This window comes from Hyphomicrobium sp. 802 (genome assembly GCF_000526135.1).
GTDB lineage: Bacteria > Pseudomonadota > Alphaproteobacteria > Rhizobiales > Hyphomicrobiaceae > Hyphomicrobium_B.
Genome location: NZ_JAFM01000001.1, coordinates 764,492 through 779,074 on the forward strand (window position 1 = coordinate 764,492; position 14,583 = coordinate 779,074).

Here is a 14,583-nt window from a genome sequence, read left to right on the forward strand (position 1 = left end):
TGCTTTGCTGCGGCATGGGCAACGTCCATGAGCTAGAAGCCCGGGATTGGTCGCTTGGCGATGTCTCACCTACCGAAAAAAGCATAATCCAGGAGGCACGGAAGAAGATGTGAATTGGATTGTGAGCTTACGATAGGCACGTCACAGTACGCATATATCGACGTGCATGGTTGCATCCCTCGTTTAGAATCGAGCCCTCATCTTGAAGTCCACAGCATACGGTCGTGAAGAGCGCGTTGCAGACGGCGTAGTGCACCTCCTCGGCGTCTCTGTTGGCATCATCGCCGTTATCGTGATGATGGTATCGGCTGTGATGCTTAGCCGGCCGCCGATTGCGGTAAGCCTTGGCATCTACGGCGCCGGCATGCTGGCCATGCTCGGTTGCTCGGCGGCGTATAATATGAACCAACTGCCGAAATGGGATGGGATACTGCGGCGGCTCGATCACGCAATCATTTTTCTGAAGATCGCTGGCACCTATACGCCCTTCGCGGTGATTATGGGCGGCATCGCTGGTTATCTTCTGCTCGGATTCGTATGGACGACTGCCATTATAGCTGCGGTAGGAAAGCTCTTCCGGGTGCACTGGAAGGGGCTCGATATCGCCATCTATCTAGCCTTGGGCTGGGTCGGAGTACTCGCTTACCTCCCTCTCTCCAGAGTCGTGCCGGTGCCGGCGATCGCGCTTCTCGCAATCGGTGGCGTTCTCTATTCCGTTGGCGTGGTCTTTCACCTTTGGCGGGGCCTCAAGTACCAAAACGCCATTTGGCACGCCTTCGTGCTCGCCGCGACGGGCTGCCATTTTGGAGCTGTAACGACTGCGGCCTTCGCGTGAGCGTTTCGCGGGAGCTTCACCAGTTGCAAGACTGTGTCGGGCGAAGAAGCATTTTTTGCTATTTAGCGCGGCCCCCCGGGGAACAGTCGTCATGTTTTTGTACCTGGGTGGCTTGAGACCTAAAGGGCGGACATGCTTCGATATCGATTGATCAGTGCGGCTACCGGGCGATCGATAGCAACTCTCCCTGTAAGTCCCCGTTATAGTAGAACTTCGGACGTGGTCATCTGACGAAGGGCTTTTCGGCTAAGTAATCCCTTAAACGTCGGCTTTCTCTGCAGAGCGTAGAATCAATGGCCGCGTCGAGACTTCGTTTCCGCACTGAAGCTTCGAAGTCGATGTGTTGAACCAGAGCCGAGATATAGTTCGAGTAGGATAGGGAACCTCACTCGACGACTATTAGTTGGCTCGACGGTTGGCTGCGTCGCCAAACCCGTTCTTCATCTAGCCTTGCAAATTGGAGTGGGCTGCTGAGGTGGCGGCGGATGATCCTTCTCAAATTGCGTGAGGATCGGTTCGAGGGTTTCTTTTGCCCAGAATTTTGGGACGCCTATGTCGTTGAGGCAGGAAGTATTCCAGTAAAGTCGGGCACGCGATAGCGATTGGCCGGCTGCAACCGCCTCAGCCACAGCATCGATGTCGGCGGCCTCCGGGTAGATGTACAACGTTGTCGGGTCGTCGCTGACCATCGAAATGATTTTTTGGGCATCCGCTGGCGACCAGCTGGTGCAGCCATCACTGCGGCCGGCCGTGTAATCTGTCAGCTTGCCGAACGGAACATAGCCATCGCGATCCGCGTGGGGGCTCTGGGCCTCCTTCCGGAGGCAAACCTTCTTCAACGAAACGGCCGCATGTCCTCCAATCTCGCGCTCTTTGGCATTTGCAGTTTCCCCGTCGCCTTCGAATAGTATAAACGAGCGATTGAGAACTTCATCTCGCTGTGACGAGATTTGATAATACCCTTTGAACGACGTCTTCGTCCGGTCCGTGATATAGTTGCCGCCGGCCGTCAGCTTGGAATCCATGGCATTGCCGAAATTCTTCGCGCATTGTCGGCCATTCTCAAAATCTGCAATGCCTTCTAGATTGCGACCGCCGCCGTGCCCTGCTGAAATCGCCTGATAGGAATGGCTGGCCTCGCAAATAATGTAAAATCGGCGTCCGACCTGGCCGCCGCCGAGATCGTGGGGACGCGTTGCATCCATGGCGAAGTAGCAAGGATTTTTGATCCTGCCTTCGCTTAGCTTTCGGAAGTAAAGCGCACGTGCTCGCTCGAGGACAACTTCTGCGATCTGGCCTTCACCGTCGCCGATATGCGACCTTAGCCATTTCGGGAGACTTGGTTGTTCCTCGGACGCAAAGGCGCGTTGCGGCATCGGCGCGGTGAAGACGATAAGAAAGAGACCGACGCTTTGAACGAGAACGGCTGCGAGCAAACTTAAGCGCAATGAGCTATTTCTCCGATCTCACGTCTCGGAGCGTGTGAGATTGACGCTTTTTCGTCGCAGAACTTCAACCGAGAGATGCGCTTCGATGTCATTGTCAAGGACGTTCAGCAAGTGGACGAGCCTATCAACGGTGAACCTTCCAAGTTTACCATTCCGAATGCGCGAAAACTCAGTCTGAGAGACGCCCGTCGCGTGCTCGGCGGCAACGGCCGTGCCCCACTTCTCATCGATCGCTTTGACAATCCATGCAGCAAGGAGAGCGCGGGCCGATTCAATGTCGGTCTGCCATCCATTGCAGGCTCTGGCGCTATCCCGCTGCCGCACAAGCAAATGTTTTCGCCTTGATGCCGTGCGTTCGCCCCGGATGATCATCTTTAACCCCACTACATCATCTGGATATTATAACATTGTTTAATATGGCTTGTGAACTCCATCGTCGCTTGGCGGAGCAGACGATCGCCCTTTGTGGCGGCATGTCGGTCATGGTTGTGCGGGCAGCTCTTCCGGTGATGGTCCAGAAGGATCGGTACTGACGTCCGGCAGTGCGTTCGCCGGTGGAGGCGTCATGAGTTTTTCATCATGAAGCGACGGCAGCATCGGGCGCACGGCAAAAGCAGCGCCGCCATAAAGGAGGCCGATGGCCAGAAACCAGCTGCCGACGATCCGCGCGCCAATCGGAAACCAGTCCTGGTAGAACGATCGCACGCAAAGTGACGTTGTCACGATCACCCAGAGGCCAAGGCCGACGCCAGCCAAAGAGACGTTCCAGTTATCGATCGTCGGATCCGTCAAACTGATCATCTGGGCGAGCATGGCGCCGACGATCAATGCGGCAACCGGGGCAAACCAATGTCTGATGAAACTTGGTACGATGAGGAGAAGACCTGCCGCTATGAGCGAAATCGGCCCAGCCAAAAACAAATGATCCGCAGCGTTTGGAACGAACGCCATCGCTGTCGTGAAGAGAGAATGGCAGCGAAATCCGAGGAGTGCTCCAGCAAGAAAAAGACCAATGTTGATAGCTAACTGAGTACGGCTGAGCAGCGCAATCGCGGCGCCGAAGCCTATGAGCGGCAAAGCCTTCTCAACGGAAAGAGCGCGTTCCAAGACCCACCAGGATAGGAGCGTGCGCGACCCAGGAGACTGGAGTTCTAAAAGCGCGAGGGCTAGGGCTCCCAGAAGAGCAAGCTTCGGGCCTGCCCATTTGGTGAGAAAAAGTTTCATCACGCGATGAGGAAGTAGACGCCGCCCAACGCGATCAGCGCCCCGAGGGCGCGAGCGATGCGACCCTGATAGGGCTTATGCAAAGCGAGTCCTACACCAATGCCGAAAAGATGGATGAGGCCGGTCGCAATAACAAAGCCAATTGCGAAGTCGGCCGGATCTTCAGCCTTGGGCAACTCGGAGCCATGTGCGTAGCCGTGACATATGGCAAAGATCGCGATGAGGAGGAGCGCGATCCACTCGGGCGGCTTCCAGGCAAGGGCAATCGCGACGCCTAGTGCGATGATCGATGCGGCAATACCTGTCTCGATACCTATAAGCGGCACACCGGCAATGCCCATGATGCCACCAAGAACCATGATGAGGGGAAACGCAACGGGGAGAGACCAGATTGATCGTCCGCCCATTTGCGCACCCCAGAGGCCGACGGCAAACATTGCGAGAAAATGGTCGGGCCCAGTCAGCGGATGCGTGAAACCACTTTGAAAGCCGACCGCGCCACCTTGAATAATGTGAGCCTCGGCAGTGCATGAAAGGGCTAGTAGAGCGAGTGCTGAGACGAACAATCGGGCTGCTTTGGACCCCGCAATATTATTTGCCATCACTGCTTCTGAACCCTCTCATCCGTCGTGGTGCGCTTCACGGCAGAATGAAATAATATAACTTATTAAAAATCAAGCTGACAGGCTTTGATGGCGCTTTTGACGATGTCACAGCAAAGTGTAAGGTATTGCGGGTCTAAGCTTGGCCTTGCTCCCCAGCCAAAGGCTCGGCTCAATCATGACGGCATGGACTTTGCGCTTTATACTTTCGGCGAAGAGCGGGGTCTCGCGCCGATTGTGATAGCCGCCCGCCTGCGTCCGCGCCTTGAACCTCGAACGAGATGTTGTGTTTCTGCATAAGCGCCATAAATGAACTCTTCTGTCGGATGCGCAATTACGCTGTTAGCGACCTCACAGCTATTGGCATTTATCGACTTGATGGTCAGGTCCCGGATGACCTGAACGTTGGTTCGGCTGTTGCGAGAAAATGCGTCCGAGATCGACGCCACGTGGCAATGAGCGGGCTCCCTGATCTCGCCGACGTATTGTTGGACCGTCAGCGTCTCGCCGATCTGCTTGACATTGGCCGACGTTTCTCGTCCGCATGAGCTGCGGCGCCTGATAGTTTCACCCTGAGGCCGGGAGATCCCCCCGGCCTCACCATTTCAAGCTCTTTCTAGCAACCGTGACGCCAGAGGCAGCGGCCAAAGCCCGGACCTCCCCAGCCCCAGCGACCGGCGCAGATGTCTCGCCACCGGTAGCAATAGCCACCGCCGTAAACGGCAAAGACTGGGCCACCATAGTAGAGCCGCGGAGGGCCGTACCAACGACGCCAGCCGTGATGCCAGCCATGATAATAGGCTTTCTGCACGATGGGCTGGTGCGCTGGCGGAGGTGGTAGCGCTGGCGCGGCCACGGCCAAGCTCGAAGTCAAAAGGATCGCAAGTGCAGCGAATGAGAGAACGATCTTTTTCATGGCTCTTCTCCTGAGATTGATCCACTTACAGACATCGCTTCAACACGCCCCATGGGACGCCCGACATGCCCCGCAATGCGGCCTCATGCCTGTGACGACCGGATTGCAGCACATTAGAAGCGTGCCGTATCGATGACGCCCATCGAGGCCATGCCTTTGACCGCCGGATACCTCGCCGCTGCGGCGCCTCGCTCGGATTGCTCGTGGGCGCGCGCCCGCAGATGCAAGCGGTCAGCGAGTTCCACCGCAAGGTTGCAAGCCGCGGCCATTTGTGCGGCCGGTCTTTGCATTTCATGCGGGGCGTCGGCCAAGATGTAGGGAATGTCAAAGGACTTCAGTTCGGCGCAAAGATCGAATGCCTCGTTGTGCAGCCCCTTGTCGATCACCGCGGCATCGAACCTTTCATGTTCGATGAGGGAGAACGCCGAAATGATATTGGTCGCCGTGATGGCTTTGGCGCCGCGTTCGGCGAGCGCCATCTCAAGCGCAAATGGCACCAAGAGCGAGCCTTTGACGATGAGAACTTTTTTGCCAGAAAGTCTGTTGTGCATGGTTTCCTCTCGTTCTGATTAGGACGATGAAGATCTCATGAAAGCTGGCGACGCCGTTCACGGTGCTTAGTGCGGTCCGCGAAACGTCGTCGATCCGCCACGAAAAAGGCCGTGGGACGGATGATGCGATAGTCGAACCCGTGGGCTTCCGCGAAGCCGACGGCAGCCACGAGCGATTTGAAGAAGCGAAACTCCCCGGGCAGATCGAAGCCGACGAGCCAAGCGCTCGATCGCTCGAGCTCGAGTCCCCAACCTTTACCCAGCGGATAAATACGACAGGACGGGCGGCCGGAGAGGCCGTCGTGTCGCCCAGAGATGAGAGCGCCGCTTCCGTTCGCCGCCGGACGCGCGCCGTACTCAGCCGCACCCGGACGGCCTAAAAAGGAGACCACGTGCATTGTTGCCTCCGAAGCTCATACTTGCAACTACGCGGCCCTCTGAAGACGCGACACCGCGCCGGGTGCATCGTCCTTTCCCGCAATCGGGATGGACCGCGGCTTCATGGCTTCGGGGAGTTCGCGCTTCAGCGAGATGATGAGAAGACCGTTCTCGAGCGCGGCGCCGGTGACCTCGACATAGGTCGCAAGGTCAAACTCACGAACGAACGGCCGCGCGGCAAGTCCCCGGTAGAGGAAGGTCTTTGCTTCCTCCTTTTTGGCTTGGCCCTTGATGATCAGACGGCTCTCGGCCTGAACAATCTCCAGATCGTCACGCGCAAATCCCGCTACCGCCATCACGATGCGGAAGTCATCAGGACCACTCTTTTCGATGTTATAGGGGGGATACCCGTTGGCCTCGCGCTCGGCCGCGTGAGCCAAGAGATCGGGGAGCTGATCAAAACCAATGCTCGAACGGAACATCGGGGTAAAGTCGAATGTCGCCATAGCTATCCTCCTTTGCGAAGCGACAACCAAAGCAAGGGAACGTGCTCAAAGGCCCTGTTCCAATGGGCGATCTAATTTAGGACCGGCGGCGTTCAAGATCACCGAAACATTTTTTTTGATCCTGTTTATAGTCCGAGTCATCGGCGCGCCCGGTTAACTTTCAGTGCGAGTCGATCGAGGCCGGATCGCCTCCTAGCAACAGATCGTCAATGTCTTTGTGCCGGGGTATGACTTCGACCAACCGATTTAGCGCATTCTCGACGTCTCGCGCTTGCGATGCGAATTTTTGCAAGCGATGAGGACCCGTGACGCTGATATAGGGGACGTAGAGCGCCTGAAACTCGGTGCAGAGATCGAAGGCTTCATTCTGTAGTTCCCCATCGATAATGGCGCCATCAAAGTGCAGATGATTGAGAACCGAGAACGCAAACTCGACGTCCGCGACGACCACGTTGGCACCACGGCTTTCCAATTCCGATTGGAGTTCGCCCGTAGCGAGCCGCGGCCCTTTGACAATAAGAATGGCCTTGCTCAAGAACGTATTCGCCATCACACCCCGCCACGTCAGGCCCGTATTCAAAATCAAGTTCAAAAAGGGGGTTTGCCGACGCACAGCAAACCCCTTTGCTAGTGCTTAGGTGAAGATGACGGTCGCCAAAAATACCATCGTCGCGAACAGCGCGCTTAAGATAGCCGCTCGCTCAGCCATATTCGGAAACATCCCTGACCTCCAAAGCAAGTGCCTTAAGCGGCTTTGACTTCGATGCGCTTTACCGCGCTCTGCGCCTCGGCTGGCTTCGGCACCCGAATCGTCAGCACGCCTTTTTGGTAAGTCGCATTGACATCTTCGTCCTTCACCTCGAAGGGAAGCCGCAGCGAGCGCGAGAAGGAACCGAAGCGGCGCTCGGCGTAATAAGAGCCGCCGTTGCGTTGCTCTTGCTCGGTCTTTTTCTCGCCTTTGATGGTCAGAAGATCACCGGTCAGCGTCACCTCGAAGTCTTTCTCATCAAGGCCGGGCAATTCGGCAGTGATGACGACCTCCTTCTCGGTCTCCGTCGCATCGACTGTCGGGGTGATCGATCCGCTCCACGACCGCAGGGCAGATGGACCGAAGCCCGTAAAGAAGTCGTCGAACATCCTGTCCACGTCGCGACGAAACGCTGTGAACGGATCATAAGCATCATCCCTGACTGCGGGTTCGGATCTTTCGCGCCAGGGCACCAGAGATCCAAGTTTCATCTTAGGAACCTCCTTCCAGCGATTGGCATGAACTGCAGCGCTTTATAAGTTTTCGAACTCGGCGATGCGACGCGTAACTGCGGTCACCTCGCCCGTCATGCGAATTAGAATGGCGCTTGCGTTCGTCAAGATATGCCCCCCGCGGCTCGACAAATTTTTTGCAGTCGGCCCTTGACAGTGCCAATCGACTTCATAGAATTTTTCGCGCGCGGGTGCTCCCGAAGGAGGCCTGTCGCGTCAAAAATTCTTCATGGTTAGGGCAAAAAAGGAGGTTAGACTCATGTCGTTTCGCCCCCTGCATGACCGTGTCGTGGTCCGCCGCATCGATGCCGACGAGAAGACGGCAGGCGGCATCATCATCCCGGATACGGCCAAGGAAAAGCCGCAGCAAGGCGAGGTTGTCGCCGTCGGTCCTGGTGCGCGTGATGAGACCGGCAAGATCAACCCGCTCGATGTCAAGGCTGGCGATCGCGTGCTGTTCGGCAAATGGTCGGGCAGCGAAGTCAAGATCGACGGCGAAGAGCTGTTGATCATGAAAGAAAGCGACATCCTCGGCATTCTCGACGGGTCGACAAAGAACCTGCGCGCCGCGGCTTAGGTCGTTTCGTAAAAGCCTTCTTCAACTTCAATTCGGCTGGTGCCTGAGGTGCCCGGCACAGTGCCGTGTTGCGCTCTTCCCAGCCTATGTCATGGAGACTGAGATGTCCGCCAAGGAAGTTAAATTCTCAAGCGACGCGCGCGAGCGGATGCTCCGCGGCGTCGATATCCTTGCCGATGCCGTCAAGGTGACGCTCGGACCCAAAGGCCGCAACGTTGTCATCGAGAAAAGTTTCGGCGCCCCGCGTGTCACCAAGGACGGTGTGACTGTCGCCAAAGAAATCGAGCTCAGCGACAAGTTCGAGAACATGGGTGCGCAGATGCTGCGCGAGGTCGCGTCGAAGACAGCAGATCTCGCCGGTGATGGCACAACAACGGCGACCGTGCTCGCGCAAGCGATCGTGCGTGAAGGGGCGAAGTCTGTCGCCGCCGGCGCCAATCCAATGGACCTGAAACGGGGTATTGATCTCGCCGTTGACGCCGTCGTGCGGGAACTCAAAGCGAATTCGAAAAAGGTGACGGCGAACGAGGAGATTGCCCAGGTTGGCACCATCTCGGCCAACGGCGATCGGGAAGTCGGTCGCATGATTGCGGAAGCCATGAAGAAAGTCGGCAACGAGGGTGTCATCACGGTAGAGGAAGCCAAAGGCCTCGAGACCGAGCTTGAGGTCGTCGAAGGCATGCAGTTCGATCGCGGCTACACGTCTCCCTACTTCGTTACCAATTCCGAGAAGATGACGGTGGAGCTCGAAGACCCCTATGTCCTGATTCACGAAAAGAAACTTTCGGGGCTTCAGCCATTGCTTCCTGTGCTCGAAGGCGTTGTGCAATCCGGCAAGCCGCTCCTCATCATCGCTGAGGATGTCGAGGGCGAGGCTCTCGCGACGCTTGTGGTCAATAAATTGCGCGGTGGCCTCAAGGTTGCTGCCGTCAAGGCTCCGGGCTTTGGCGATCGCCGCAAAGCGATGCTGGAAGACATCGCTGTTCTCACGGGCGGCACCGTGATCTCGGAAGATCTCGGCATCAAGCTCGAGAACGTCACGCTCAACATGCTCGGCCGTGCCAAGAAGGTTGCGATCGACAAGGACAACACGACGATCGTCGATGGCGCCGGCAGTAAGTCCGAGATCGATGCGCGCGTGAAGCAGATCAAGCAGCAGATCGAGGAGACGACCTCCGACTATGACCGCGAGAAACTGCAGGAGCGGTTGGCCAAACTCGCGGGCGGCGTCGCTGTCATCAAGGTCGGCGGCGCGACGGAAGTCGAAGTCAAGGAGCGTAAGGACCGTGTCGATGATGCGCTGCATGCGACACGTGCTGCTGTTGAGGAAGGGGTTCTTCCGGGCGGGGGCGTCGCCCTTCTGCGCGCCATAAAAACGCTCGACACCCTGACCGTCGACAACGAAGATCAACGCGTTGGCGTCAATATCGTGCGCCGCGCATTGCAGGCGCCGGTACGCCAGATCGCAGCCAATGCCGGCGAGGATGGCTCGGTCATCGCGGGGAAGATCGTCGACAACTCGACCTACGCCTGGGGCTACGATGCTCAGGCCGGCGAATACGGCGATCTTCTCGCCAAGGGTGTGATTGATCCGACGAAAGTCGTTCGGACTGCGTTGCAGGATGCAGCCTCAGTGGCGAGCCTGCTGATCACCACCGAAGCCATGATCGCCGAAAAGCCTAAGGCACCCGCAGCTGCAGCGCCTGCGGCGGCCGGGATGGACTTCTAGGGAGGAATGGGAGACCGACGCCACGGCGCGGTCTCCTTCTAAGTTCAGTCTTTGCCGTCGCGATTTCAAGGGTGGCCGGTGCTACTCAGTCAGGGTATCCCAAGTTGGGCGTGCGAATTTTCAAATGCTGGATGAGACGCGAAAAAATTGGAGCCATCTCGGACTTTACCAGCGCTTTGAGCAGGTCGTTGTCACCGCATTAGGCGTACTCATATCCATCGTTATCCTGGCCGCGATGGTCAACCTGCTGCGTTCGGTATGGGTGCTTATTGCGGAGGGCGTTATCGACCCGGCGCGACCGGAGGTGTTCCAATCGCTCTTCGGTATGATCATGATTGTGCTCATAGCGTTGGAGTTCAATCATACGGTCCTCGGCATTCTCGAACGCGGTCTGAGCGTTGTGCAGGTTCGAGCCGTGGTCCTCATCGCGCTGATGGCTGTGTTGCGGAAGTTTATCGTCATCGAGGTGGCGGAAGCGGACGCGTTTCTGCTGCTTGCGCTGTCTGCTGCGGTTGTCGCGCTCGGCGGAGTATATTGGGCCGTGCGGGAACAGGATCAGCGCTCGGCGGATCGAAACCCGCCGTAGTAGAGCTTTCAGGTGGCTGTGATTCCGCCCTCGTAAACCTAGCGTATCAGAACTTGCGGGTGCAATATCAAGGGTCTTGTTTGCTCTGTCCGAGGAGGCGGCTGATTTCAGCATCCAGGTTGCCGGTCAACCAGAGCCGATACACCCGTAAGTCGGCTCCAAGGGACCAAATAGGATTTTCGAAAGCGGCTGGCGTGTTCTTCTCGAAGGTGAGTTACCAATCCAAGCGCTACCATAGGAGCCTACGACTCCAGCGGCGAGGTACTTTATACCTAACGTCGAGGTCTGGTTCACGACTTCCTTACTCGATTGCCACGCACGCTTGTCACTCCGCGGGTTCTTCCTTCTGCATTCGACGTTCTGCTAACTCTCGGAGCGTCTCCCCGGTGTCGCGCAGAATTCCTTGCTCGCCTGTGACTTCATGATAGCGGCGAAGGATGACGTCTACATAGCTCGGATCGAGCTCGAGACCCCGGCAGCAGCGCCCAGTCTTTTCAGCGGCGATGAGCGTCGAACCGGAGCCTTGGAACGGGTCCAGAACAATGTCGTCACGGTTAGTCATGTCGAGCAGTGCGTCTTCGAGCATGGCGACCGGCTTGACTGTCGGATGCTCCTGCAAGCCGCGACGGGCGTCGGAGCCCATGCTGGATGCTCCGGGATAGGTCCAAGTGTTCGAGCGCCAGCGTCCGTGCTTGCCAAGCTCGATGTTGTTGACGTGCGGTGCAGCGCCGATCTTGAACAGCGGCAGAAGCTCGTGCTGCGAACGGTACTGGCTGCCCATACCGGCATTAGTCTTGACCCAGACGATGAGGTTGACTGCAGTCAAGCCGAGCGCTGTCGCCGCTGCGTGCACTGTCGGATAGCCGCGCCAGTCGATGAAGGTGCCGAACAGTGCTCCATCGTGGAGATGCGACCGGCAAGCCGCCATCCAGGCGTCATTGAACACGTGGAACTCTCGGTCCGACATCTCGCCGCTCGCCATGACGAACTCGCGGTGCGCGCCCCGTGTGACGTTGCCCGCGATTTTAACGTTGTAGGGCTCGTCGGTCAGCAGGAGCTGGGCTTGGTCTTCGTGCATCAGGCGTTCGAGGACGCGGGGATCGGTAGCATCGCCGCAGATGATCTCGTGCCGACCGAGGATGAAGTGATCACCGATACGCGCGACCGGCAAAACGTCAGGCTCCGGTGCCAGCGGCCCTTGTTCCACCGCGGCGACCTCATCATCAAGGAGGATCTGATCAATCTCCGGCAGCGAGAAGCCGGTGATCTCGATCGGCGCGTCTTCAAGGACGAGCTCCTGGAGCTCGATCCGGAGGCTGTCGAAGTTCCAGTCTCCTTTCTCCTGCAGGCGGTTCATCGCGATCCGCAGGAGCCGGCGCTCGGACGCAGAAAGATGACCGACGACAATGCAGGGCACACGCGGCAGGCCGAGCAGCTTGGCGGCTTCGAGGCGCACAGCACCGTCGACAAGGTTGTCCTCGTGGTCGATCAGGACCGGTACGCTGAAGCCGAGGTGCGACACGGCGGCAGCCGTCTCGCGAATGTGAGCAGGGTCCAGATCACGCACGTTGCGTGCGGGAACGAAGACCTCGGCCGGTGCGCGATCGACGAGCTGTAGCTTCGGTAGCAAGTCGTTGCGAACAGCGCCCGCCTGAGCGCCGGGGGCGCTCAGGCGGGCGAGTTGTTCGCGGCGTTGACGGCTCTTGGCCTTGAGGGGCTCGAGAACTCCGGAGCGGTTTCGAGTTGAATTTGAACGCATGACAAAGCCTTTGAGGGTTGAAGCAGAAGAGGTTTCCGAGGTGGATGGTCAGTTAGCTGAGCCAGCGCTTGCTATAGTGCATGCCGTAGCGGAGCGAGGTCTGCTGCGGCGGCGGGTCCGGCGGAAACCGACGGCGTCGGTGCTGGCCGGCGCACATGCACACTGTCTGCAGCTTGAGCAGGAGCTGCGAGAGGGCGTCCGGCCAGTCATCGCTGGGGCCATACGGGAACGATCCGATGAGCCTCAGGAACTGACGTGCCCATTCGGTGTGAGCCGGTAAAAAGACCCGTCCGCCTTCGATCATCGGCGAGACGATCTCCATGCGCCGGAGCTTCGGGAGGCCGTTGTGAGTCTCGATCGTGCCGACGTGATGGATGCCCCGCTCGCGCAGAAGACCCCAGATGCCTTTGCCGGCGCCGATCGCCTCGATCAAGAACAGGTCAGGTTTCCAGGTCTTATCGAGTTCCTCGATCCAGCGAAGAAGCTTCGGGTAGTCGTATTGAACCTGCTCGCCGTGGACGAGATAGATGTCGTCTCCCACGACGTCGCAGATTAAGGCCGCACTGAAGTCGCCGCCGTTCTCGGTGAACGCCGGGTCGATGCTAATGATGCGGTAGTCGTACTTCGGGAGTTCCGTGTAGGTCCGGAACCAGAGCGGGTCGATCGGGCAGCCGCCGGTCTTGACGGGAGCCTGCATGTACTGCGCCTGGAAATGCACCTCGCCTTGTCCGCTTCGCAGTTCATCGAGGACCTCCTCGGAGAGCCGTTCGGGCTCAAGGAGCTCGCCTTCCCGGAATCGGTAGACCTCGTCGTCGTCGAGATGAAAGGTCATATCGGCCGGGGCTACGGCAGGAATGTTCAGATGAACCGTATCCTTCCGGAGCCTCAGCAGGAACGCCGTAAAATCATCGACGTGGAGCCGCTGCATGACGACGATAAGGATGCCCTTGGCGGGGTTGCGCCAGCGGTTGGCGATCGCACTGGCGTAGAGTTCCTCAAGGTTCCGCCGTTCGGTTTCAGAGTGGGCGAGGCTGGCCTTCTGCGGGTCGTCGATAATAATGACGTCGAAGCCGTGCCCGGTGATCCCGCCCTGGACGGAGAGTGCTCTGACCTCGCCGCCTGCCGTCGTCTCAAACAGCGTCTCGGTGTCTTTGTCCTTGCGAATGCGCGTCGTCGGAGCCAAAGCCACATACCAGTTGCTCCGAAGAAGCTGGCGGATCTTGCGCAGCTGCGTCGAGGCGAGGGCTTCGTCGTAGCAAATGATGGCGATCCTGAGCGACGGATCGTGCATCAGCAGCCACGCGACATACGAGATGCTGACGAGGTGCGTCTTCAAGGTTTTCGGCGGCTGATTGATGATCAGCCGCCGACACAAGCCACGAAAGCACTGCATCAGTTGATGTGCGATCGCCTTCTGATGCCAGTTCCTGGAGAGGTTCGTCTGCGGCTCCAGGATCGTCATGGCCCGCACGGCGAAATAGAAGAGCGACGTGCGGTAGATAGCTGCGAGGGTGAGTACGTTATTCATCGTTCGTCTCCTTGTATTGTCGGATGATGTCTGCCCGGAAGAGGCCGAGGATTTCCGCGTCCGCGGCGGCGCCAATTGGGTCCTCGGCGTCCTCTGTTGCAGGGTTGGCCTCGGCCTTATTCGCCAGCTGAATGAGCTGGGCGCGTGCCTTGGCGTCGCCGTTCAGGGCGTCGGCAGCGATCTTCTTGATCAGCGCCGTTTGCCTTGAAACGTGTCGGCGCCGGCCGCCTTCGGTCACGGCGATGTGCCGACTGAGCTCTTCGATCAGTTCGGCTCCCAATGACTTTGGGCGCTGCTTCTTGCTGCGTTTTTTCTTCGAGCCCGCAGGGTTGCCGCTCTGGCCTTTGCGAAACCGATGCGCGGCCGGTGGCTTGCGGTAGCCCACCTCGTACGGCGCATCGTCGTCTTCTTCCGGGCGTCGAGGTCGTTCATCTCGATCGCCGGCGCTCGTTCTTCGAGTCACTTCCATGGTCTCCACAATGAAGGCACGGCTTTCCCCCTCGGAGCGACGCGCAGCGCCGCCCCGCCAGAACCCGGCCGGGTTAACGATCATTCGAAGATGAGCGCGGAACGAGTTAGCTGCTCCGCGCCGCGGATGGATTGCGGCGCTCATCTGCAGCTAAGGTTCGGTTCTAAGGGGCCGAAAGGCAATACAGATTGTCGAAGCTGGTCTCTCTGGGAGTC

At 58.3% G+C, this 14,583-nt stretch carries 16 protein-coding genes; 4 read left to right on the forward strand and 12 right to left on the reverse strand.

Annotated elements, in window-relative coordinates; translation table 11 throughout:
- Window positions 1-202: 202 nt before the first annotated feature.
- Window positions 203-835 (forward strand): hemolysin III family protein, encoded by a 633-nt coding sequence (locus HYP802_RS0103845; protein ID WP_024275185.1) that lies wholly within the window; start codon window positions 203-205, stop codon window positions 833-835.
- A 440-nt stretch (window positions 836-1,275) separates the two neighbouring features.
- Here HYP802_RS0103845 and HYP802_RS0103850 read toward each other — a convergent pair whose 3' ends face one another.
- The 9 genes from HYP802_RS0103850 to HYP802_RS0103900 all read right to left on the reverse strand — a co-directional run bounded on the left by HYP802_RS0103850 (window position 1,276) and on the right by HYP802_RS0103900 (window position 7,699).
- Window positions 1,276-2,211, reverse strand: a complete 936-nt coding sequence (locus HYP802_RS0103850; RefSeq protein WP_245261523.1) for a hypothetical protein — start codon at window positions 2,209-2,211, stop codon at window positions 1,276-1,278.
- Window positions 2,212-2,763: 552 nt separating this feature from the next.
- A complete protein-coding gene (locus HYP802_RS0103860) occupies window positions 2,764-3,360 on the reverse strand; it encodes a hypothetical protein (RefSeq protein WP_210164809.1) in 597 nt (198 codons plus the stop codon).
- Window positions 3,361-3,506: 146 nt separating this feature from the next.
- The gene (locus tag HYP802_RS0103865; RefSeq protein WP_024275189.1) at window positions 3,507-4,109 is read right to left on the reverse strand and encodes a HupE/UreJ family protein; all 603 of its coding nucleotides are present in this window, start codon (window positions 4,107-4,109) and stop codon (window positions 3,507-3,509) included.
- A 616-nt stretch (window positions 4,110-4,725) separates the two neighbouring features.
- Window positions 4,726-5,025, reverse strand: a complete 300-nt coding sequence (locus tag HYP802_RS23935) for a hypothetical protein (RefSeq protein ID WP_024275190.1) — start codon at window positions 5,023-5,025, stop codon at window positions 4,726-4,728.
- A gap of 113 nt (window positions 5,026-5,138) precedes the next feature.
- Window positions 5,139-5,576, reverse strand: a complete 438-nt coding sequence (locus HYP802_RS0103875; RefSeq protein WP_024275191.1) for a hypothetical protein — start codon at window positions 5,574-5,576, stop codon at window positions 5,139-5,141.
- A 35-nt stretch (window positions 5,577-5,611) separates the two neighbouring features.
- Entirely contained in the window at window positions 5,612-5,974 is a 363-nt protein-coding gene (locus HYP802_RS0103880; protein ID WP_024275192.1) for a hypothetical protein, read from the reverse strand.
- Between the two features lie 27 nt (window positions 5,975-6,001).
- Window positions 6,002-6,460, reverse strand: a complete 459-nt coding sequence (locus tag HYP802_RS0103885) for an Hsp20 family protein (RefSeq protein WP_024275193.1) — start codon at window positions 6,458-6,460, stop codon at window positions 6,002-6,004.
- A 160-nt stretch (window positions 6,461-6,620) separates the two neighbouring features.
- The gene (locus tag HYP802_RS0103890) at window positions 6,621-7,010 is read right to left on the reverse strand and encodes a hypothetical protein (protein WP_024275194.1); all 390 of its coding nucleotides are present in this window, start codon (window positions 7,008-7,010) and stop codon (window positions 6,621-6,623) included.
- A 194-nt stretch (window positions 7,011-7,204) separates the two neighbouring features.
- Complete coding sequence (locus HYP802_RS0103900) at window positions 7,205-7,699, reverse strand: Hsp20/alpha crystallin family protein (protein WP_024275195.1); 495 nt, start codon at window positions 7,697-7,699, stop codon at window positions 7,205-7,207.
- Window positions 7,700-7,979: 280 nt separating this feature from the next.
- Here HYP802_RS0103900 and groES point away from each other — a divergent pair, with 280 nt between their 5' ends.
- From groES to HYP802_RS0103920, 3 genes are all read left to right on the forward strand, one after another.
- Window positions 7,980-8,297: a co-chaperone GroES gene (gene groES / locus HYP802_RS0103910; RefSeq protein ID WP_024275196.1), complete on the forward strand. Its 318-nt coding sequence runs from the start codon at window positions 7,980-7,982 to the stop codon at window positions 8,295-8,297.
- 103 nt (window positions 8,298-8,400) lie between these two features.
- Window positions 8,401-10,026, forward strand: a complete 1,626-nt coding sequence (groL, locus tag HYP802_RS0103915; RefSeq protein ID WP_024275197.1) for a chaperonin GroEL — start codon at window positions 8,401-8,403, stop codon at window positions 10,024-10,026.
- Between the two features lie 124 nt (window positions 10,027-10,150).
- Complete coding sequence (locus HYP802_RS0103920; protein ID WP_024275198.1) at window positions 10,151-10,612, forward strand: phosphate-starvation-inducible PsiE family protein; 462 nt, start codon at window positions 10,151-10,153, stop codon at window positions 10,610-10,612.
- Window positions 10,613-10,937: 325 nt separating this feature from the next.
- On the opposite strand, the gene HYP802_RS0103925 is transcribed toward HYP802_RS0103920, so the two are convergent.
- The 3 genes from HYP802_RS0103925 to HYP802_RS22765 are packed head-to-tail and all read right to left on the reverse strand — an operon-like array spanning window position 10,938 to window position 14,512.
- A complete protein-coding gene (locus tag HYP802_RS0103925; RefSeq protein ID WP_024275199.1) occupies window positions 10,938-12,371 on the reverse strand; it encodes a DNA modification methylase in 1,434 nt (477 codons plus the stop codon).
- Between the two features lie 52 nt (window positions 12,372-12,423).
- Window positions 12,424-13,899, reverse strand: a complete 1,476-nt coding sequence (locus HYP802_RS0103930; protein ID WP_024275200.1) for a hypothetical protein — start codon at window positions 13,897-13,899, stop codon at window positions 12,424-12,426.
- Window positions 13,892-14,512, reverse strand: coding sequence for a DUF5681 domain-containing protein (locus HYP802_RS22765; protein WP_024275201.1), 621 nt, complete (start codon window positions 14,510-14,512; stop codon window positions 13,892-13,894). Before HYP802_RS22765 ends, HYP802_RS0103930 begins: the two co-directional genes overlap by 8 nt.
- Between the last annotated feature and the right edge of the window lie 71 nt (window positions 14,513-14,583).